Origin of the sequence: Marinobacterium halophilum, from assembly GCF_003014615.1 — a bacterium.
GTDB classification, from domain to species: domain Bacteria; phylum Pseudomonadota; class Gammaproteobacteria; order Pseudomonadales; family Balneatricaceae; genus Marinobacterium; species Marinobacterium halophilum.
Window position 1 is genome coordinate 53,022 of record NZ_PYGI01000004.1, and the last position, 20,717, is coordinate 73,738.

The window sequence follows — 20,717 nt, forward strand, 5'->3', positions numbered from 1 at the left end:
TTAACCGACCCAGACACGCGCATTGCGGAACATCCGCATCCACGCACCGTCTTCGGACCAGTCATCCGGTGCCCATGAGTTCTGCACTGCACGGAACACACGCTCCGGGTGCGGCATCATGATGGTGACGCGGCCATCCGGCGTGGTCAAACCGGTAATACCCAGCGGCGAACCGTTCGGGTTGGCCGGATACAGCTGTGTCGGCTCTGCATTGTTGTCCACATAGCGCAGGGATACCGTACCGGATTCGTTCAGCATACGCAGTTGCGCATCATCTTCGAATTCGGCACGACCTTCACCGTGTGCAACCGCGATCGGCATGCGTGAACCCGCCATCCCCTGCAGGAATACAGACGGGCTATCCTGCACTTCCACCATCGCAACACGCGCTTCAAACTGCTCGGACTGGTTACGCACGAAGTGCGGCCACAAGTCAGCGCCCGGAATAAGTTCGTGCAGGTTGGACAGCATCTGACAACCGTTGCACACACCCAGCGTAAATGTATCTTCACGCTCGAAGAACGCCGAGAACTGCTCACGCGCTACCGGGTTGAACAGAATCGACTTGGCCCAACCCTCACCTGCTCCCAGAACGTCACCGTAGGAGAAGCCGCCACAGGCTACCAGACCGCGGAACTGATCCAGAGTAATGCGGCCGGACAGGATGTCGCTCATGTGAACGTCGATGGCATCAAAGCCGGCACGATCGAACGCCGCCGCCATTTCCACCTGACCATTAACACCCTGCTCACGCAGGATCGCCACTTTCGGGCGTACACCGGATGCCACCAGCTCGGCCGCCACGTTGTCATTTTGATCAAACGACAGACTGACATTCAGACCCGGATCTTCACGGTCCAGCAAGCGGTCAAATTCCTGCTGGGCACATTCCGAGTTATCACGCAGTGCCTGAATTCGGTATGACGTCTCTGCCCACCAGCGCTGCAACTTGATAAGATCAGCACTGTACACTTCTTCATCATCATGGAAGGCATTGAGCTGCAGATCCGGATTCAGCGTGCCGACCACTTTGGCTACATCAGCCAGGCCTGCCGCGTTCAGCTCGTTCAGCACCTGCTCCATGTCTTCGCGACGAATCTGGATAACCGCACCCAGCTCTTCGTTAAACAGTGCAGCCGCCAGTTCGCTGCTATCCGCAGCCAGCAGATCCAGATTCAGATCCACACCGGTACGGCCCGCGAAGCCCATTTCGGCAATAGTCGCCAACAGGCCACCATCGGCACGGTCATGGTACGCCAGAACCAGCCCCTGCTCGTTCAGCTCCTGAATGGCGGTGAAGAAGTTGCCCAACAACTCGGCATCATCAACATCCGGCACATCCTGACCCACTTCGTTGTACACCTGCGCCAGCGCGGACAGACCCATACGGTTCTGGCCGTTGCCCAGATCCAGCAGCAGCAGATCGGTTTCGCCCTGGTCCGTACGCAGCTGCGGCGTCAGTGTCTTGCGCGCGTCCAGTACCGGTGCGAAACCGGAAATGATCAGCGACATCGGCGCAGTGACGCTCTTCTGCTCGCCATTCTCGTCCCACACCGTACGCATGGACATGGAGTCCTTGCCGACCGGAATCGTGATATCCAGTGCCGGACACAGCTCCATACCCACCGCCTTCACGGTGTCGTACATTTTCTCATCTTCACCCGGGTGACCCGCTGCGCACATCCAGTTGGCAGACAGCTTAATGTCGGACAACTGGCCGATACGTGCGGCCGCCAGATTGGTGATGGTTTCACCCACCGCCATCCGACCGGACGCCGGTGAATCAATCAATGCCAGCGGTGTACGCTCACCCATCGCCATCGCTTCACCGGCATAGGTGTCATAGGATGCGGTCGTCACCGCACAGTCAGCAACCGGCACCTGCCAGGGACCAACCATCTGGTCGCGTGCGACCTGACCGGTGATGGAACGGTCACCGATAGTGATCAGGAAGCTCTTGGAAGCAACGGCCGGCAACTTGAGTACACGCTCAACCGCGTCAGCCAGATCAATGGCGGACGTATCGAACTCAGGCACACTGTAGGTGGTCCGTTCGATGCTGCGGTGCATTTTCGGCGGCTTGCCGAACAACACGCTCATCGGCAGATCAACCGGCTTGTTCTCGAAGTGGGTATCACCCAGGGTCAAGTGATGCTCTTCAGTGGCCTCACCCACTACTGCAAACGGGCAACGCTCACGCTCGCAGATCGCTTCGAAGCGAGCCAGATCTTCCGGCTTCACTGCCATCACGTAGCGCTCCTGCGCTTCGTTACACCAGATTTCCAGCGGCGACATGCCCGGTTCGTCGTTGTTGACGTTACGCAGCTCAAAGTTACCGCCACGGCCGCCATCTTTCACCAGCTCAGGGAAAGCATTGGACAGACCACCGGCACCGACGTCATGAATGAACGCGATCGGGTTGTCATCGCCCAGCTGCCAGCAGCGGTCGATCACTTCCTGACAACGGCGCTCGATTTCAGGGTTGCCACGCTGTACGGAGGCGAAGTCCAGATCAGCCGAAGAGCTGCCAGAGGACATTGAAGAGGCCGCGCCGCCACCCAGACCGATCAGCATAGCCGGACCGCCGAGACAGATCAGCTTGGCACCCACGGTGATTTCGCCCTTCTCGACGTGATCTTCGCAGATATTACCCAAGCCACCAGCGATCATGATCGGCTTGTGATAGCCGCGCACTTCATCACCGTTGGCACCCGGCACCTGCTGCTCGAAGGTACGGAAGTAGCCGGTCAGGTTGGGACGACCAAACTCGTTATTGAACGCCGCACCACCGATCGGGCCTTCAATCATGATATCCAGCGCCGACGCAATGCGCTCCGGCTTACCGTATGTAGACTCCCACGGCTGCTCGAAATCAGGGATGCGCAGATCGGATACGGTGAAACCGTTCAGGCCCGCTTTCGGCTTGGAACCACGACCGGTTGCGCCTTCATCACGGATTTCACCGCCGGAACCGGTCGCTGCACCGGAGAACGGCGCAATCGCGGTCGGATGGTTATGGGTTTCCACCTTCATCAGAATGTGGATCGCCTGCTGGTTGTAACCATACTGACCGGTCGCTGCATCCGGGTAGAAACGACCGGCCTTGCTGCCAACAATAACGGATGCATTATCCTTGTAGGCAGACAGCACGTTATCACCGGCATGCTGATAGGTATTGCGGATCATCGCAAACAGCGAGTGCTCCTGACGCACACCGTCAATATCCCAGCTGGCGTTGAAAATCTTGTGACGGCAATGCTCGGAGTTCGCCTGGGCGAACATCATCAGCTCAACATCGTTCGGGTTACGGCCCAGCCCCTTGAAGCTGTCAACCAGATAGTCGATCTCGTCATCGGCCAGCGCCAGACCCAGATTGGTGTTGGCGACCGCCAGTGCCTCACGGCCCCCATCCAGCACATCTACCTGTGTCATCGGGCGCGGCTGCTCATGACGGAACAGCGCAGCTGCGGCATCGGTATCTGCCAAAACGACTTCAACCATGCGGTCATGCAGCAATGCCTGCAACTTATCACGCTGTTCAGTAGTCAAAGGTTGCTCGCTACGAACATGGTAAGCAACACCACGCTCCAAACGTGCAATTGCACTCAAACCGCAGTTGTGTGCAATATCAGTTGCTTTACTGGACCAGGGCGAGATGGTTCCCGGACGCGGCACGACCAGAAACAGCTCACCGGCTGGCTCTTCGGTGCTGGCCTTGGGGCCGTAACGCAGGATACGATCAAGAACCTGAGACTCTTGCGCATCCAGATCACGCTGTAGATCTGCAAAATGAGTGTATTCTGCGTACAGTGCAGTCACGGCTGGCAGCTGGGACTGAATCTGGGACAGCAGTTTTGCATGACGAAAGGACGAAAGAGCGGGAGCTCCACGCAATACGAGCATGTTGTATCGAGCCTCTTGGTTCTACCTGCGAAATCAGGCGTGGGAGAGCAAACAATTAAATAACGATTTTACCCGATCAGGTCATCGAGATACAGAATAGCAGAGCCTATGTTTAAACTGCGCAAATCTCCCCATTTACGCGAGCTGATCTACTTCAGCGTATTGGTCAGCATCACCTTCGGATTGGTGATGTTGGGATTGAACACTCCCACGCAGCTGGAATCGATCCAGCAGAAGGGTGTGATCCGCTTCGCGACAACCAACACGCCGATGACCTACTATATCCGCAAGGGTGAACCTGTCGGCTTTGAGTACGAGCTGGCGCAGGCTTTTGCCGCACACCTGGGCGTGGAGCTGGAGCTGGCACTGCCGAGCAGCTTCGCCGGGTTGTTCAGCGTACTCGAAGAGCGCAATGCACACATTGCCGCCGCCAGCCTCACGGCTACCGCCGAGCGCCGTAAACGTTTCGACTTCTCACCCGCCTATCGCAGCAGCGCACCAGTACTTATCTACCGAGTACGCCGCGGCAACCCTGCCCCCAAAACCATTGAGGATCTCTACGGCCGCTCGATCCGCGTACTGGCAGGCTCAAGCTATAATGAGCTGCTGCAACAACTGCATACACAACATCCCGCACTCGCGTGGTCCAGCAATGAAGACGACTCGGTCACCGACCTGCTTGACCTGGTTCACGACGGCAGCCTGGATTACACCATCCTTGATTCAACCGTGTTCGATGCGCAAAAGTCCTTTTATCCCGGCCTGAAAGCCGCCTTTGAATTGCAGTCTGCACAACCGATCGCGTGGATGCTCAACCGTCATCGCGACGGCACCCTGAAAAATGCCCTGAACCAATGGTTCAAGCTGGACAGCACCCAGGCTCTGATCAAGACACTGGAGGAGCGCTATTTCTCACGCACCAACCCACTCAACTTTTTCGACACCGTCACCTTCAGGCGCGACCTGCAGGAACGCTTTCTGCCACTCTATCCATGGTTCAAGCAGGCCGAAGAGGAAACCGGCATCAACTGGCTGCTACTGGCGGCTATCGCTTATCAGGAATCACACTGGAATGCAGACGCGGTTTCACCCACCGGCGTCAGGGGCATCATGATGCTGACCCAAGCGGCAGCCGAAGAAGTGGGCGTCAATGACCGCACCGACCCCAAAGAGAGTATTCTGGGCGGCGCCCGCTATCTGGTGAACGTAAAGAAAAAGATACCCGATCGTATTACCGAACCCGACCACACCTGGTTTGCACTGGCGGGCTACAATGTTGGCTTTGGGCACTTGGAGGATGCACGCATCCTGACCCAGAAAGCCGGTAAAAACCCGGACAAGTGGCAGCACGTACGTGAATTTCTGCCGCGCCTGAGTAACGCAAAATACTATCCCCAGACCCGATACGGCTATGCACGCGGGCACGAGCCCGTTACCTACGTCAGCAACATCCGCAAGTATATAGAGTTGTTGCGCTGGGAAGTGGATACAGCCAGTGCCCGCGACGCCACCACTACACCCGAAACCGACAGCGACGCGGCAGAGGCGGAAACCCAACGCTTCCCGCTGAGCAACCTGCCCAGCTCACTCTGAGGGTGGTAGCTGACGCTGCTGTTTCTGCTGCCGCTTGTGCTCACGACGACGGCGGAAGAAGTCACTGATCATGGTGGCGCAGTCATCCGCCAACACCCCACCTCGATAGTCAGGGCGATGATTGACCCATGGCTGATCAAACAGCTGCTGATTACTGACCAGTGCGCCCGCCTTGGGTTCTGTCGTGCCGAAGATCACCCGCTCGATCCGCGCATGCACAATCGCGCCCGCACACATGGTGCAGGGCTCAAGGGTGACATAGAGCTCAGCCCCCACCAGGCGGTAGTTCCCAACCTGGGCGGCGGCTTCACGCAGCGCCATGATCTCAGCATGAGCGGTCGGATCATGACCGCTGATCGGCCGGTTCCAGCCTTCGCCTATCACCTGCCCATCGCGCACGATCACCGCACCGACCGGCACCTCGCCCAGGTCTGCCGCCTGCTGCGCCAATTGCAGCGCCCGCTGCATGTAAAACTGATCCTGCTCCATCCTGTACCGCTCTATTTTCCACACACGAAAAAGCCCGCAAACGCGGGCTTCTCAAACCGACAATCCTGACTCCCCAAGATCACCACTCAACGACCAATGGACCCTTGATGGCCAGTATAGCCGGGGCTCACACGGCGACCAATAGCAGATGGCTCAAGCCAGCTTTATCTCTGCAGAATGCAGCTGACCGTACCATAACGCACAGGCCTACACAGACCATCAGCTACTGCTGCAGTAATTACGCTATCTTCAGCAAGGGTCTCGTGATCATCAGACTATTACTGTCCTTCTATGGACTGAACCAATTCGTCCGGGCCTACTCGCACCACCAGTTTGCCGAAGTTCTCCCCTTCTAGCAGGCCTCTCAGAGCATCCGGTACCTGCTCCAAACCCTCGATAATTTGCTCACGATATTGGATCGCGCCATCGGCTACCCATTTGCTCATATGCTCGGAAAATTCACCGTAGCAGTGACCATAATCATCGAAAATGATAAAGCTCTGAACTCGAACTCGGCGAGTCTGCAGTGTTGACCAAGCCATATCCAAATGATCAGGCCCTTCAGGCAATTCGCTGGTATTGTAACCAGAAACAGTGCCGCACAGTGGTATACGGGCACAGAGGTTAAGCAGGGGCAGAACCGCCTTGAATACCTTGCCTCCCACGTTCTCAAAGTAAATATCAATGCCGCTGGGACACGCATCAGCCAGCTGCCGAGCAAAGTCCGTACTCTTGTGGTCCAAGGCCACATCGACCCCCATTGACTCCAGGTGCTGACGCTTTTGTTCGCCTCCGGCAATAGCGACCACTCTACACCCCATGATTTTGCCAATCTGCGCCACCGTCGCTCCTACCGGGCCAGTCGCCGCCGCCACTACCAGCGTCTCACCGGCCTTGGGCTGGCCGATATCCATCAACCCCATGTAGGCGGTAAAGCCCGGCATACCCAACACTCCCAATGCATGGGAAACAGGACCATAATCTGGATCGAGCTTGAACAGCATAGAGCCATCAGACACACCATAATCCTGCCAGCCCACCGTATAACTAACCACCCAATCCCCTTCCTTGTAGTCGGGATGCCTGGAGGCCATCACACGGTTGACTGTGCCACCCACCATAACCTCACCGATGGCAACAGGCTCAGCATAGGACTCGGCATTACTCATACGACCACGCATATACGGATCAAGGCTCAGATACACGGTGCGCAACAGCATCTGGCCGTCTTCAATTTCCGGCACAGGACTTGTCTGGGCATGGAAGTTGTCTTTACCAGGCGCGCCCTCAGGCCGGGAAGCCAAAGTCAGCTGGCGGTTTTCGAATTGGTTTTGGGTCATCGATCTAATCTCACAGTTAAAAGTGTATTAAAGACTGAAATTAAGGGCGTTATGCGCGAGCCTGCCGTCTATCGCCATATCCACTGATTGAAACACGACCCGAAAAAGTAGACCGGTCGTCTAGAAAAAGGGCAAAAAAACGCCCACTCACAATTCAGGTGCGGGCGAGCAATTGACGTGTCAGTTGCATGGCCTGCTTCATATGGCTCTGGTCCCGATTAAGCTTGCCCAGCAAGCCCGTTCCCAACCAGAGTTGATAAAGGTTAGTCGCTAGTAATTGACTATCCTGCTGAGGCAAGGAACCATCAGCAATGGCAACCTCTATCGCCAAAGCCAGGCGGCGGATGACCTGATCAGTACCTTTCTTAAGCGTCAGGCGCATGGCATCGGATAAATCAGCCACCTCCGCACCCAGCTTGATCACCAGGCAATCACTATAGCTTTCTTGCCACTGGTCGAAATAATCCAACAGCAGACTCTGACCATCCTTTCCCTGCACGCCGAATAGCCTGTCCATCTCGGACCGGTATTGACTGAAATAGGATGCCAGCAACGCTTCACCGAATTGCTCTTTGGACTGGAAATAGTGGTAAAAAGACCCCTTGGGCACACCTGCCTCTTTTAACAGCGTGCTGAGTCCAACCGAGCTAAACCCCTGGCACGACAGTATTTGTCGACCAATCTCCAGCAGATGCTCTTTGGTGTTTTCATGTCGGGTATTCATACTGGCTAGTCTATAATCAATTAGACCGGTCGTCTAGTTGTTTTACAGCTCCTTATCACTGGCACTCATTACTCCGAAGCAGACTCGGCAAACTGCTGCCCCGCCAGATTCCTGACCGCCAACCAGTCCAGCTTCAACTGGTGAATAATACCTGTGATCATCGCCAACTCCTGCTCAAGCAACGGCATCTTCTCCAGGTCAAATGCCGATGCATTGATATCGGCCACCTCCATAAGGTCTCCAAAATAGGACAGCATGAACAATACTTTGTCACCTCGAAATTCGCAGGTAAGCCCAGAACCCTGTGCCCGCGCCCGGAACAACTCATCCAGCGCAATGATTCGCTCCATCATTGCTGGCGTCAGCAGGTAGCGCGCATATTGCTGATCCGACCCATAGACCTCATATCGTTTTTCAAAGTCGGGGTTTTCCAACGCGACACGGTCTCGCCTTAGCGGTGCCGACAACACATTACCGACCTTGCCATAATCCGCTTGCACCATCGTATAGCCACTGAACGTAAACGGCATGGTAATCAGCAAGGCACCACCATCATGCACCGTGGTACTGGATTTACCGCTACCGCGCGTCAGGTCCAATTCACAAAACTCAAACATGACATCATCAACGACACCACGAATATAGTCTTCGCTGGTCTTGCGGGAGTAGGACGGCATAATTTCGAACGACTCCACCGCTTTCAGGTCGATACAGCCACTCTCATCGTAAGTGTAATCGCCGAAAGCTTGCAACAAAACCGGCAGCAGCTTCTCCTTGTAGCGACGCATATATTGAACCTGGGGCCAAAATACCCACGTACCGCAGCCGACAAACACAAACAGAGTGACTAATGACAGGTCGCCCGAGATAAGCGTGGCAATATCCAGCGCCAAAGCCGGCAACCAGAGCAACCAGCCCAGACGAATAAACCAGGTCTTGCGCCTGTTTTTGCTGGCCAGCTTTTCCAGCCGATATTGCTCAAGCGGCTCCAGTAACGGCAAAACATCACGCTCTATAATTGCCCGAAACTCATCCGACAAAGGACCGCTCGCTTCGGGTTTACGGTAAGCCGTGCCATTGGTAAGCTGTTTGACGGCCTCGAATGCTTGGAAAAAGGTTCTCAGCAAACTCATGATTTAAGAAAATCATCAGCGTTTATGGGTGCCCGGTCCGTCTCCGCGACCTCAAAAAACGGCATGGATTTCACCCCCATTGCAGCTGCAATCAACGTACCAGGAAAGATTGTGATCGCATCCTTTAAACGACGTGCTGCCGCATTATAGCTGCGTCGCGCAGCAGAAATATGCTCTTCCACATCCGCATATACTCGCTGAGCCTCAGCCATATTTTCTTGGGATTTTAGCTCGGGATAATTTTCGACCGCGACCATCAAGCCTGAGAGCTTCCCTTCCAAAGCCCCTTCCAACTCAAACCGCTTTTCCGCATCCACACGATCAGATGACTCCGCCGCCTTGAGCACCTCGGTTCGCAAGCGAGTAACCTCGGTCAACAATGACTGCTCATGCTCCATGAAGCGCGAGGCTATCTTCAAAATATTGGGAATCAGATCGGTGCGTTTTTTCAGCTGAACATCAATGCCTGAAAACGCTTCTTCAGCCGCATTGCGGCGAGACACTATAGTGGCGTACCAGAAATAGAACAGCAGCAAGACAGCGACAACAGCCGCGATGAGCCAACTCATGACAACATCCTTGTTCAGATGGGTGAAGGACATACAAGACTAGAGCCTGCACCAAAATGGTGTCAAGTTCTTTGCACAGACCCTCTACCCAACTATTTTTCTCACCACGCAGATACAAAAAAGCCCATGATTTCACGGGCTTTTTAAGTTCATCGCAGCCTTAATAAGGTGCTTTTAATGACGCATCATTCCCACTCAATCGTGGCCGGCGGCTTGCTGGATACGTCGTAGGTCACACGCGAGACCTTGGCAACCTCATTGATGATACGGCCGGAAACGGTTTCCAGCAGTTCATACGGCAGGTGCGCCCAGCGTGCGGTCATGAAGTCGATGGTTTCAACGGCACGCAGTGCAATAACGTACTCGTAGCGACGACCATCACCCACAACACCGACCGATTTCACCGGCAGGAATACGGCAAATGCCTGGCTGGTCTTGTGGTACCAGTCAGCCTTGTGCAGCTCTTCGATGAAGATCGCATCCGCTTCACGCAGGATATCGGCGTACTCTTTCTTCACTTCGCCGAGGATACGTACACCCAGACCTGGGCCCGGGAACGGATGACGGTAGACCATGTCATACGGCAGACCCAGCTCCAGACCGATCTTGCGCACTTCATCCTTGAACAGCTCGCGCAGCGGCTCGACCAAATCGAACTTCATGTCTTCCGGCAAGCCACCCACGTTGTGATGCGACTTGATGACGTGCGCCTTGCCGGTTTTGGATGCGGCAGACTCGATTACGTCCGGGTAGATGGTGCCCTGCGCCAGGAAGCGGCAATCCTGCAGCTTTTCTGACTCATCATCGAACACTTCAATGAAGGTGTTACCGATAATTTTACGCTTGGCTTCCGGGTCCGCTTCACCTTTCAAGCGGCCCAGGAACTGGTCTTCAGCGTTAACACGGATCACGTTCACGCCCATGTTGCGGGCAAACATCTCCATGACCTGAGTGCCTTCAGCCTTGCGCAGCAAGCCATTATCCACAAACACGCAGGTCAGCTTGTCACCGATCGCCTTGTGCAGCAGTGCTGCTACAACCGAAGAGTCGACACCACCGGACAGACCCAGCAACACCTTCTCATCACCCACCTGACGCTGAACTTTCTCGATCAGATCCTGAATGATATTGGCAGCCGTCCACAAACCATCAGTACCGCACATCTCGCGTACGAAACGCTCAAGAATACGCAGGCCCTGTTTGGTATGGGTCACTTCCGGGTGGAACTGTACGCCGTACAGGTTACGCTTGGGATCGCACATCGCGGCAACCGGCGCTGAGTCGGTCGCGGCAATGACGTGGAAGCCTTCCGGCATCTCGGTGACCTTGTCACCATGACTCATCCAAACATCCAGCGACAGCGAGCCATTATTGGCAATGTGGTCTTCAATACCCTCCAGCAGACGGCTCGGGCTATCAGCCAGACGCACACGGGCATAACCGAATTCACGCTTGTCGGAGCTGCTAACCTTGCCGCCCAACTGTTCGGCCATGGTCTGCATGCCGTAGCAAATACCGAGAACCGGCACGTCCATCTCGAACACGCACTCAGGTGCGCGCGGAGAGTCCAGTTCAGTCACGGACTCGGGTCCGCCTGCCAGAATGATGCCGTTGGGGGCAAATTCACGAATCGCCGCCTCATCCATATCAAAGGCATGGATCTCGGAGTAGACCCCGATTTCGCGCACCCGGCGGGCAATCAGCTGGGTGTACTGGGAACCGAAATCCAAAATCAGGATGCGTTGCGCGTGAATGTCTTTGCTCATACTCAGTGACTCCACCGAATGCTGGCCGCCAGGCGGCGCAAACAAAAAGTGGGGCAGTCAGACGCCCCACTCTATTGGTTAGTGATTAATGTGTTCAGCCCACACGGTAGTTGGGCGCTTCCTTGGTAATGCTGACATCGTGCACGTGGCTTTCCGTAATACCGGCACTGGTGATGCGGACAAACTTGGGCTTGTTACGCATCTCTTCAATCGTCGCGCAGCCGGTGTAACCCATGGAGGCACGCAGGCCACCCATCAACTGGTGCACAACACCCGCCATCGGCCCCTTGCAGGGCACACGACCTTCGATACCTTCCGGCACCAGCTTCTCGGCACCGTCTTTGGCATCCTGGAAGTAGCGGTCGGATGAACCGGTCAAGCCGGACATCGCACCCAGCGATCCCATGCCACGATAGGACTTGAACGCACGGCCCTGATACAGCTCGACTTCGCCGGGCGCTTCATCAGTACCCGCCAGCATGGAACCTACCATGACCGCAGACGCACCGGCCGCAATTGCCTTGGAGAAGTCGCCAGAGAAACGGACGCCGCCATCAGCGATCAACGGGACACCATGCTCACGCAATGCCGCCGCCACGTTGGCAATCGCAGAAATCTGCGGTACACCAACACCAGCCACAATACGCGTGGTACAGATGGAACCGGGGCCGATACCGACCTTAACGCCGTCTGCGCCGGCTTCAGCCAGCGCCACCGCTGCTTCGGCTGTGGCAATGTTACCGCCGACAACCTGTACCTGCGGGAAGTTCTGTTTCACCCAGGAAACGCGATCAATTACGCCCTTGGAGTGGCCATGTGCCGTATCGACCACAATCAGGTCAACACCCGCTGCAACCAGTGCCGCCACGCGGTCCGGCGTTTCCGGACCCGTACCCACTGCAGCACCGACAATCAGGCGACCCTGGCTGTCTTTTGCCGCATACGGGAACGCCTGCGCTTTGCTGATATCCTTGACGGTCATCATGCCACGCAGAGTAAAGGCGTCGTCCACCAGCAGAATTTTTTCAATGCGATGCAGACGCAACAGGTCACGGATCACTTCCGGGTCTTCACCCTCAGGCGCCGTTACCAAACGATCTTTCGGCGTCATGATAGTAGACACTTTCGCATCCAGATCATGTTCGAAACGAACGTCGCGGCTAGTGACGATACCGACCAGCTCGCCGTTATCCACAACCGGGAAACCGGAGAAACTCAGCTTTCGCGACAGCTCGATGATATCACGCACCGTGGTATCGGAGCTGCAAGTCACGGGGTCCGTAACCACACCAGACTCGAACTTCTTCACCCGGCGCACTTCTTCCGCCTGCTGTTCGAGGGTGAGATTCTTATGGATGATACCGATACCACCTTCCTGCGCCATGGCAATTGCCAGGCGGGATTCGGTGACCGTATCCATCGCCGCCGAGACCAGCGGAATATTCAGTTCAATACCCTTGGTCAGGCGGGTTTTCAGTGAGACGTCCTTCGGGAGCACTTCCGAGTACCCCGGAACCAGCAAAACATCATCAAAGGTGAGCGCTTCTTCAACGATTCGCAACATACTGAACCAGCCCGTTTTCTGTGAAAAATTAAACCGGAAATTATACACAAAACCTGCCCGCACAACAATCAACAATGAATGTGGATGCCATAATTAACAGGGTCATTTAAGATGGTCGCATGAACACACTCACGCCATCCCAAAATCGCAACGCGATCAGCGTCAGCGAGCTCAACCGTCAGGTCAAGTCACTGCTGGAACATTCCTTCATGACCGTGCAGATTGAAGGTGAAATCAGCAACCTGGCACGCCCCTCTTCCGGACACTGGTACTTCACCCTCAAGGATGATCGCGCCCAGGTACGCTGCGCCATGTTCCGCGGCCGTAACCAGCAGGTACGCTTTCGCCCCAAGGAAGGCGATCAGGTGACCGTACTGGCCAAGGTCAGCCTGTACGAGGGGCGCGGCGACTTCCAGCTGATCTGTGAACAGATGCAGGAAAGCGGACAGGGGCGCCTGCAGCAGGCCTTCGAACGCCTCAAGTTGCAGCTGGCCCAGGAAGGGCTGTTCGACCAAGGGCGCAAACGCGCCCTGCCCAGCCCCCCGCGCCATATCGGTGTCATTACCTCGCCGACCGGCGCTGCAATTCACGACATTCTGCAGGTGTTGGCACGCCGCTGCCCGAGCCTGCCGGTCGCCCTGTACCCAACGGCCGTGCAAGGTGCCGAGGCCGCGAGCCAAATTGTCCGCGCGATCCAGCTGGCCAACCGTGATCAGCGCTGCGACGCCCTTATTGTTGGCCGTGGCGGCGGCTCGTTGGAAGATCTGTGGCCATTTAACGAGGAGATCGTTGCTCGCGCCATTGCGGCATCGACCATTCCGATCGTTTCAGCTGTCGGTCACGAAGTGGATATTTCCATCAGCGACCTGGTTGCAGACCTGCGTGCACCGACACCCTCTGCCGCTGCCGAGTTGCTCAGTCCGGACCAGGCTGCACTCCACCTGCACCTGGCGACACTCCGACAACGCCTGACCCGGCTGACACAACGCTACCTGGCCCAGCACAGCACCCGCCTGGCACACCTGCGTGCGCGCTTGCGTCACCCGGGTGAACGCCTGCGCGAGCAGTCTCAACGACTGGATCAGCTGGAATTACGCCTGCATCGAGCACTGCAACAGCGGTTGCAACAACGCCACGTACGCCTGACCGAACTGCATAATCGCTTGCAGCGCTGCTCACCCTCGCGCCTGTTGCTGCAGAAGCAGCAACAACTGCAACCACTGCAGCAACGCCTGCACAACGGCATCACCCTGCTGCTGCAACAACGTCGGCAACTGCTGCAATTTCAGGCCCGCCAGCTACAGGGCGTCAGCCCGCTGGCTACGCTGGAGCGTGGCTACGCCATCGTACAGAACGAGCAGGGACAGGCCATTACTCGACAGGAACAGGTCACACCGGGCGAAACCATCAGCGCCCGCCTGCATGAGGGCATGCTGATCTGCACTGTCGACCGGTACGCAGACTGATCGGTGCCGCCAGCTGTGGTACGATCACAGCCCTTTGCGATCAACCCAACAACACAGGCAAACTTCATGTCAGAACAGGTTTTTGAAACAACCGAACAGCGCGCCAGCTACGGCATCGGCCGTCAGATGGGCGACCAGCTGGCTCAGGGCAGCTTCGACGGTGTCAACGTTGAATCCGTGGTTTCCGGTCTGCGTGACTCCTTCCATGGTGAAGCCCTGCGTGTTCCGGCCGAACAGATTCAGGCTGCGTTCAACGAGATCACTCAGCGCATGCGCGAAGCTCAGGAAGCCCAGGCCAAAGAAGCCGCCGCTGCCGGCGAACAGTTCCTGGCCGACAACGCGGTTCGCACTGGCGTCGTCACCCTGGAATCCGGTCTGCAGTACGAAATTATTACTGCCGGTGAAGAAAACGGTGAGCACCCGACCGCTCAGAGCAAGGTGCGCACGCACTATCACGGCACCTTCACCGACGGTAAGGTCTTCGACAGTTCATACGATCGCGGCCAGCCGGCCGAATTCCCGGTCGGCGGCGTGATTGCCGGCTGGACCGAAGCCCTGCAGCTGATGACCAAAGGTGCCAAATGGCGTCTGTACGTTCCTTACCAGCTGGCTTACGGTGCTCAGGGCTCACCGGGCGGCATCCCGCCTTACTCAACGCTGGTCTTTGATGTCGAACTGCTCGATATCATCTGATCCATCCGGGGTGCCTGCGGGCACCCCGCTTGCCCGAGAGAGTCTTATCATGTTGCTGCACTTTCAACGCCACGGCCAAGGCGAGCCGCTGGTCATTCTGCACGGTCTGTTCGGTACGCTGGATAACTGGGGTGCCCAGACCAAGGCACTAAGCGAACATTTCGACGTAATTGCAGCTGACCTGCGCAACCACGGCCGCTCACCTCATACCGATGAGATGAATTACGCAGCCATGAGTCAGGACCTGCTGGACCTGCTGGATCACCTGCAGCTAAAGCGCATCAACCTGATGGGACACTCCATGGGCGGCAAGGCCGCCATGCAGTTCGCACTGGATCATCCCGAACGGGTCGCACGCCTGATCGTGGTGGACATCGCGCCGGTGACCTATACCGCCCGCCATAACGATGTCATCACCGGCCTCAAGCAGATCGACCTGGCAACACTGAAAAGCCGTGGCGATGCCGACCGCATTCTTGCCGAGCACGTTGATTCCGTCGCTACCCGTGCATTTCTGTTGAAAAACCTCTACCGCAACCAGGACAAACAGTTCGCGTGGCGGATGAACCTGCCGGTGCTGGAACAGCATTACGCCGAGATCGGCGCCGCCCCAAAAGGTGAGGCCTACACCGGCCCGGTACTGTTCATTAAGGGTGGGGATTCAGACTACCTGCAGGCAGAACACCAGCAGCCGATTCAACAGCTATTCCCGACGGCAGGTTTCAAGATCATTGCCGGTGCCGGTCATCTGCCGCACGTGGAAAAACCGACCGCATTTACCCGGCTGGTGGAAAAGTTTCTGGCTGATAACTGATGCGAGAGGGGGCGTTCAGGCCTGAAGGCTGAACAGTGAACCGGGAGGATACATGCGGTTGTAGGCACCGCTGTTGATCAGTTGTTGCTGCACCACATTCAACCCGCCCTGCTCCGGTGTCTCACGTCCACGCGAATCAGACTCTGCAGAGCGATTACCCGCCGCCGCTTGCGTTACGCCGGTAGTATTCGGTTCATCGGCGGCAGCGGACTCATCCACAGCACCGACCTCTTCCGCATCACCTTCGTCGTCCGCAGGCTCACTTTCTTCCAGCTTGGCCAGCTCGGCACGAGCCTCAGACGCCATCGCCCGCGCACTGGCAGCCACACGGTAATCCTGGGATGACGGCTCAGCCGGTGCCATGGCAGCACGTACGATCGCATCGGCTTTTTCCAGCGTCGCCTGAGGGCTGTCACTCACCGCCGAGGTATCGATGCTGACTTCACCACCCACCGCGTACATGCGACCATCCGGTCCACGCTGGTAGCTGTAAGAAACGGCACCGGTATGACCACCGCCAGCGGCCTGGTGCGCCATTTCATGCTGCCGTACTTCAAGATCACGGGCGCTGAGTTCACGCAGAATCTGCTGATCCTGCTGTTGCTGAGCCGCATCAGAAGAGCTAGTTGCCGGCGTACGATCACGACGCGAAGCCTCTTCCGGCTCGCGCCCCGGCGATGCTTCGCTGCTGGCATTCGTACCCGGCAGCTCAGTGCGTGCAGTCGCCGGGTCTGTGGCCTGTGCACCGTCCGCAGACGCTACACGACCATAGCTATTACTGCCGCTTGCGATAACAGCTATGGGAGATGGCGAGATGCTGCTCAGTGCAGACATGAATGCAGGCTCATGATGAGGTTATTCAGACACGGGTATCGATCAGATTGCCCAACACTTCGTCGGTCTGATTAACCACCTTGGTGGCTGCTGCCTCGGTTGCCTGATCAACGCTGGTCTGAGCGACAGAGGCGTTCACTTCCCGGCCGGAAGCCAATTCAGCGGAATCGGCACGACCCGCGCCCTGAGCATCACCGGAGACCTTGGGCGTATTATCCAGAGTACGGTTGACGCTGAACATGCCGCTGTTCTGAGCTGAGGTTATATTCATGGTAAACCCTCCATCGATCCTTGGGGCCAATCGACTGCCGACTGCCTGAACGGAAAAAGAGCTCTGTTCAAACCATCAACAATCCTAATTAGGGCCAGTATAGATCAAGCGCCGCAACTGGTCACTTTTTACTCACCCCATAGCGCACTCAGATCAAGATGGTCGGCGGCAGCATCGGCTGTCGGCTCTTCCAGCCAGGGCACTCGTCCCAACAACGGTGCGCGGAACAGGCGCTCCAGCGTCGCCAGATTTTCGTCCGGGCAGCTCATGTCGGGATCGACATGGTTTGCCACCCAGCCGACCAGACGCAGACCGTCACGGGCAATCGCTTCGGCGGTCAGAATAGCGTGGTTAATGCAGCCCAGCTTCATGCCAACCACCAGAATGACATCCAGTTCCAGCAATTGCGGCAACCGCGCCAGGCTTTCACGCGTGTTCAATGGCACGCGCCAGCCACCGGCCCCCTCAACCAGCACCAGGTCCGCCGGCTGCATCATGGCTCCGCGGCAATAGGCCGCCAGCCGATCAGCCGTTAAGGCCCGCCCTTCCTGCTCGGCCGCGATATGCGGTGCAATCGGTGGGGCAAAGGCGACCGGATTGATCTGTTCGTAACTAAGCTTAATGCTGGCGGCTTGTTGCAGCTGCAGCGCATCGGCATTGCGCAACCCGTCCGGGGTCTGCTCGCAACCTGCCGCAACCGGCTTCAGGCCGACCGTTTTCAGCCCCTGTCGGTTCGCAGCGGTCAGCAAACCGGCGGTCACCAGTGTCTTGCCGGCATCGGTATCGGTACCGGCGATAAAGAAACGCTTTTTCACTGAGACTCCTTATGCACTGGGCTCTTTGAACAATTCCAGATAATAGACTTCGTAGGTCGCCGGCAGCGCACCCTCAGGTAAACGCTGCTGCTCGTAGGCGTCCAGTAGCCGAATCAGGCGCTGACGGCTACTCAACCCCTGTTCACGGCGGCTGTTGACGTTGTGCGCCCCCAGGGCCTTGAGTTCGTGCATCAATTGTTGCAGTCGATCGTAATACAGCACCCGGTGTTCCACTTCGGTGCGCACCGGGCGCAAGCCGCGATTATGCGCCAGTAACTGATCCAGCGAAACGAAACCGTTCACATGGACATCATCATCGACTGCAGCCCACGCGCGCTTGAGTTCATGCAGGGTGTCCGGCCCCAACGTGGCCAACAGACAGCGGCCACCCGGCTTCAGCACCCGCGCCAGCTCGGCGAGCAGACGGTCGGGACGTTCACACCACTGCACCGCCAGGCTCGACCAGATCAGCGCCACACTGGCATCGGCCAATGGCAACTGCTCGGCATCACCGCACAGGTAATGTGCAGCACTGACCGGCCGCTGCTCACGGGCAAAAGCCAACATGCCGTGGGCAAGATCCAGATGCAACAGCGGCGCGTCGGGATAATGCTCACGCAATGAGGGGGCTGCGTAGCCGGTGCCGCACCCCAAATCGAGCAAACAGCCATCGACGCGCTCAGGGAGCCAGCCCATCAACCGATCGGCGATGTCACGCTGCAACTGAGCCACGGAATCATAGCTCTGGGCGGCGCGACTGAAAGCCTGGGCAACCTTGCGTTTATCCCGCTGCATGCGCATCGTCCCAGTATTCGATCAGGGACATCAGCCGCGTCAGTACGGTATCGGCGTGACTGATAAAGGGCAGATGGGCACTCTGTTCGATAATTTGAATGCGCAGCTGGGCATTCAACCTCAAAGCCTCATCTGCCAGCGCCACCGGCACCAGCTGATCTTCACGGCCCAGCAGCAACTGCGCCGGGCAGTTGAGACCAACCAAGGCGGTACGCAGGTCAGCTTCCAGCAGCTGCAACGCCGCAGCCAATGCCTGAGGCCGGGCGTCGGCAATTACAGCCTTCAGCTGTTTAAGTTCATCACGGGCACTGACCGAACCGCGTGTCTGCAGAGCGGCAAAACGCTGCAATGTTTTCGCCTCGTTGCCCACCAACGATTCGGCAAATGCACCGAACACCTCGGCCGCCATGGCGCAGGGCCAACCTTCACGGGCCACAAAACAGGGATTGGCCGCAATCAGACTCAGGCTGGCAACCCGTTCCGGCACCTTGGCCGCCACCGCTAATGCCAGCTGTCCACCCAGGGACCAGCCAACCCAATGAGCGCGCTCAGGCGCAACGGCCAACAAGGACTCCACGACAGTCTCCAGCGACATGTCGCCCGCAGGTGCCGAGCGCCCCAGTCCCGGCAGATCGACCCGAGTGACTCGGTAACGCTCGGACAGCCGGTCGGCAAAATCGCCCCAGATGTCGGAGCTCAAGCCCCAGCCATGCAATAACACCAGGTCGGTCCCCTGGCCACGCACGTTCGTCCACAGACTCACGCGGCACCTCCTGCGGCTCGATCGATACGCACGGCGTCCAGCGCATCCAGCAGACGGTCGACTTGCGCCTCGCTATGAGCAGCACTGAATGTCACACGCAGACGCGAACTGCCAGCCGGCACGGTCGGCGGGCGAATGGCGCTAATGAAAATGCCCTTCGCTGCCAGCGCGGCGCTGATCCGCATCGCCTCACCGGCATCGCCGATCATGATCGGCTGAATCGGTGTAGGTGACTCCATCAACTCATAGCCCAACTGCTCACAACCACTGCGGAAACGCTTGATCAGCTGCGCCAACCGGTCACGACGCCAGCTGTCGGCCTGCACCAATCGGAGACTGGCACGGGTGGCTTCGGCCACTGCCGGTGACATGCTGGTGGTATAGATGTAGGTCCGAGCGAACTGGATCAGGGTTTCGATCAACACCTCAGAGCCAGCCACAAAAGCGCCGGAGGTACCGAACCCCTTGCCAAGCGTACCGACCAATACCGGCACCTCGTCATTACTCAGACCGAAATGCTCGACGCAGCCGCCACCGGTGGCACCCACACAGCCAAAGCCATGAGCGTCATCGACCATCAGCCAGCCCTCATGCTCACGGGTGACGCGACTCAGCTCGGGCAGGTCGGCAATATCGCCATCCATGCTGAAGACACCGTCAGTCACCACCAGTTTGCGCCGCGCCTCGGAACGACTCAGACGCTGGGCCAGGCTTTCAGGATCGTTGTGCAGATAGCGTTGGAAACGGGCACCACTGAGCAGGCCCGCATCCAGCAGAGAGGCGTGATTGAGACGGTCCTGAAACACGGCATCCTGCTTGTCCACCAGAGCATTGACTGCACCGATATTGGCCATATAGCCGGTGGAAAACAGCAACACTCGCTCACGGCCGGTGAATGCCGCCAGCTCTTCTTCCAACGCATGGTGCGCCTGCGAGTGACCATTGACCAGGTGGGACGCGCCGCCACCGACGCCATAGGTATCCGCACCGCGTTTGAGCGCCGCGATCACCTCCGGGTGGTTGGCCAGCCCCAGATAGTCGTTGGAGCAGAACGCCAGATAACGCTGCCCGTCGACACTGACTTCCGGCCCCTGTGCCGACTCCAGCACCCGACGCTGGCGGTACAGGTTGTCGCGCCGCCGCGCCTCAAGCGCAACGGCCAGATCGTTGAACGACATGAGCGCG

18 protein-coding genes are annotated in these 20,717 nt (G+C 57.5%); 4 read left to right on the plus strand and 14 right to left on the minus strand.

The window, feature by feature from the left end:
* Nucleotides 1-3,903 (minus strand): phosphoribosylformylglycinamidine synthase, encoded by a 3,903-nt coding sequence (gene purL / locus CLV44_RS03825; protein WP_106590786.1) that lies wholly within the window; start codon nt 3,901-3,903, stop codon nt 1-3.
* A gap of 108 nt (nt 3,904-4,011) precedes the next feature.
* Here purL and mltF point away from each other — a divergent pair, with 108 nt between their 5' ends.
* Entirely contained in the window at nt 4,012-5,496 is a 1,485-nt protein-coding gene (gene mltF, locus CLV44_RS03830; protein ID WP_106590787.1) for a membrane-bound lytic murein transglycosylase MltF, read from the plus strand.
* Here mltF and tadA read toward each other — a convergent pair.
* The 7 genes from tadA to guaB all read right to left on the minus strand — a co-directional run bounded on the left by tadA (nt 5,488) and on the right by guaB (nt 13,081).
* Nucleotides 5,488-5,985 (minus strand): tRNA adenosine(34) deaminase TadA, encoded by a 498-nt coding sequence (tadA, locus tag CLV44_RS03835; RefSeq protein WP_106590788.1) that lies wholly within the window; start codon nt 5,983-5,985, stop codon nt 5,488-5,490. The genes mltF and tadA overlap by 9 nt on opposite strands.
* Nucleotides 5,986-6,263: 278 nt before the next feature.
* On the minus strand, nt 6,264-7,325 hold the full coding sequence (locus CLV44_RS03840; RefSeq protein WP_106590789.1) for an NADP-dependent oxidoreductase: 1,062 nt from the start codon (nt 7,323-7,325) through the stop codon (nt 6,264-6,266).
* A 154-nt stretch (nt 7,326-7,479) separates the two neighbouring features.
* The gene (locus CLV44_RS03845) at nt 7,480-8,049 is read right to left on the minus strand and encodes a TetR/AcrR family transcriptional regulator (protein WP_106590790.1); all 570 of its coding nucleotides are present in this window, start codon (nt 8,047-8,049) and stop codon (nt 7,480-7,482) included.
* A gap of 68 nt (nt 8,050-8,117) precedes the next feature.
* Nucleotides 8,118-9,182 carry a DUF3137 domain-containing protein gene (locus CLV44_RS03850; protein ID WP_106590791.1) on the minus strand — a complete coding sequence of 355 codons (1,065 nt, stop codon included), beginning with the start codon at nt 9,180-9,182 and terminating at the stop codon, nt 8,118-8,120.
* Nucleotides 9,179-9,751: a LemA family protein gene (locus CLV44_RS03855; protein WP_106590792.1), complete on the minus strand. Its 573-nt coding sequence runs from the start codon at nt 9,749-9,751 to the stop codon at nt 9,179-9,181. The genes CLV44_RS03850 and CLV44_RS03855 overlap by 4 nt, the downstream gene beginning before the upstream one ends.
* Nucleotides 9,752-9,936: 185 nt before the next feature.
* Entirely contained in the window at nt 9,937-11,517 is a 1,581-nt protein-coding gene (guaA, locus tag CLV44_RS03860) for a glutamine-hydrolyzing GMP synthase (RefSeq protein WP_106590793.1), read from the minus strand.
* 94 nt (nt 11,518-11,611) lie between these two features.
* Nucleotides 11,612-13,081: an IMP dehydrogenase gene (gene guaB / locus CLV44_RS03865; RefSeq protein WP_106590897.1), complete on the minus strand. Its 1,470-nt coding sequence runs from the start codon at nt 13,079-13,081 to the stop codon at nt 11,612-11,614.
* Between the two features lie 119 nt (nt 13,082-13,200).
* On the opposite strand from guaB, the gene xseA reads away from it, so the two are divergent.
* The 3 genes from xseA to CLV44_RS03880 all read left to right on the plus strand — a co-directional run bounded on the left by xseA (nt 13,201) and on the right by CLV44_RS03880 (nt 16,054).
* Nucleotides 13,201-14,547 carry an exodeoxyribonuclease VII large subunit gene (xseA, locus tag CLV44_RS03870; protein WP_106590794.1) on the plus strand — a complete coding sequence of 449 codons (1,347 nt, stop codon included), beginning with the start codon at nt 13,201-13,203 and terminating at the stop codon, nt 14,545-14,547.
* Nucleotides 14,548-14,613: 66 nt separating this feature from the next.
* Nucleotides 14,614-15,240 (plus strand): BamJ family beta-barrel-assembly machinery protein, encoded by a 627-nt coding sequence (gene bamJ, locus CLV44_RS03875; RefSeq protein ID WP_106590795.1) that lies wholly within the window; start codon nt 14,614-14,616, stop codon nt 15,238-15,240.
* Between the two features lie 49 nt (nt 15,241-15,289).
* Nucleotides 15,290-16,054, plus strand: coding sequence for an alpha/beta fold hydrolase (locus tag CLV44_RS03880; protein ID WP_106590796.1), 765 nt, complete (start codon nt 15,290-15,292; stop codon nt 16,052-16,054).
* A gap of 15 nt (nt 16,055-16,069) precedes the next feature.
* Here CLV44_RS03880 and CLV44_RS03885 read toward each other — a convergent pair whose 3' ends face one another.
* The 6 genes from CLV44_RS03885 to bioF form a co-directional block, all read right to left on the minus strand.
* Nucleotides 16,070-16,888: a putative metalloprotease CJM1_0395 family protein gene (locus CLV44_RS03885; RefSeq protein ID WP_106590797.1), complete on the minus strand. Its 819-nt coding sequence runs from the start codon at nt 16,886-16,888 to the stop codon at nt 16,070-16,072.
* 25 nt (nt 16,889-16,913) lie between these two features.
* Complete coding sequence (locus CLV44_RS03890; RefSeq protein ID WP_106590798.1) at nt 16,914-17,159, minus strand: hypothetical protein; 246 nt, start codon at nt 17,157-17,159, stop codon at nt 16,914-16,916.
* Between the two features lie 128 nt (nt 17,160-17,287).
* Nucleotides 17,288-17,974 carry a dethiobiotin synthase gene (bioD, locus tag CLV44_RS03895; RefSeq protein ID WP_106590799.1) on the minus strand — a complete coding sequence of 229 codons (687 nt, stop codon included), beginning with the start codon at nt 17,972-17,974 and terminating at the stop codon, nt 17,288-17,290.
* 9 nt (nt 17,975-17,983) lie between these two features.
* Nucleotides 17,984-18,769 carry a malonyl-ACP O-methyltransferase BioC gene (bioC, locus tag CLV44_RS03900; RefSeq protein WP_106590898.1) on the minus strand — a complete coding sequence of 262 codons (786 nt, stop codon included), beginning with the start codon at nt 18,767-18,769 and terminating at the stop codon, nt 17,984-17,986.
* Entirely contained in the window at nt 18,756-19,532 is a 777-nt protein-coding gene (bioH, locus tag CLV44_RS03905) for a pimeloyl-ACP methyl ester esterase BioH (protein WP_106590800.1), read from the minus strand. Before bioH ends, bioC begins: the two co-directional genes overlap by 14 nt.
* Entirely contained in the window at nt 19,529-20,710 is a 1,182-nt protein-coding gene (gene bioF, locus CLV44_RS03910) for an 8-amino-7-oxononanoate synthase (protein ID WP_106590801.1), read from the minus strand. Before bioF ends, bioH begins: the two co-directional genes overlap by 4 nt.
* Nucleotides 20,711-20,717 lie beyond the last annotated feature (7 nt).

What these genes read in the sequence shown, in the direction of transcription:
- purL (WP_106590786.1), bottom strand. Translation starts at nt 3,903, where the DNA reads ATGCTCGTATTGCGTGGAGCTCCCGCTCTTTCGTCCTTTCGTCATGCA.
- mltF (WP_106590787.1), top strand. Translation starts at nt 4,012, where the DNA reads ATGTTTAAACTGCGCAAATCTCCCCATTTACGCGAGCTGATCTACTTC.
- tadA (WP_106590788.1), bottom strand. Translation starts at nt 5,985, where the DNA reads ATGGAGCAGGATCAGTTTTACATGCAGCGGGCGCTGCAATTGGCGCAG.
- CLV44_RS03840 (WP_106590789.1), bottom strand. Translation starts at nt 7,325, where the DNA reads ATGACCCAAAACCAATTCGAAAACCGCCAGCTGACTTTGGCTTCCCGG.
- CLV44_RS03845 (WP_106590790.1), bottom strand. Translation starts at nt 8,049, where the DNA reads ATGAATACCCGACATGAAAACACCAAAGAGCATCTGCTGGAGATTGGT.
- CLV44_RS03850 (WP_106590791.1), bottom strand. Translation starts at nt 9,182, where the DNA reads ATGAGTTTGCTGAGAACCTTTTTCCAAGCATTCGAGGCCGTCAAACAG.
- CLV44_RS03855 (WP_106590792.1), bottom strand. Translation starts at nt 9,751, where the DNA reads ATGAGTTGGCTCATCGCGGCTGTTGTCGCTGTCTTGCTGCTGTTCTAT.
- guaA (WP_106590793.1), bottom strand. Translation starts at nt 11,517, where the DNA reads ATGAGCAAAGACATTCACGCGCAACGCATCCTGATTTTGGATTTCGGT.
- guaB (WP_106590897.1), bottom strand. Translation starts at nt 13,081, where the DNA reads ATGTTGCGAATCGTTGAAGAAGCGCTCACCTTTGATGATGTTTTGCTG.
- xseA (WP_106590794.1), top strand. Translation starts at nt 13,201, where the DNA reads ATGAACACACTCACGCCATCCCAAAATCGCAACGCGATCAGCGTCAGC.
- bamJ (WP_106590795.1), top strand. Translation starts at nt 14,614, where the DNA reads ATGTCAGAACAGGTTTTTGAAACAACCGAACAGCGCGCCAGCTACGGC.
- CLV44_RS03880 (WP_106590796.1), top strand. Translation starts at nt 15,290, where the DNA reads ATGTTGCTGCACTTTCAACGCCACGGCCAAGGCGAGCCGCTGGTCATT.
- CLV44_RS03885 (WP_106590797.1), bottom strand. Translation starts at nt 16,888, where the DNA reads ATGTCTGCACTGAGCAGCATCTCGCCATCTCCCATAGCTGTTATCGCA.
- CLV44_RS03890 (WP_106590798.1), bottom strand. Translation starts at nt 17,159, where the DNA reads ATGAATATAACCTCAGCTCAGAACAGCGGCATGTTCAGCGTCAACCGT.
- bioC (WP_106590898.1), bottom strand. Translation starts at nt 18,769, where the DNA reads ATGCAGCGGGATAAACGCAAGGTTGCCCAGGCTTTCAGTCGCGCCGCC.
- bioF (WP_106590801.1), bottom strand. Translation starts at nt 20,710, where the DNA reads ATGTCGTTCAACGATCTGGCCGTTGCGCTTGAGGCGCGGCGGCGCGAC.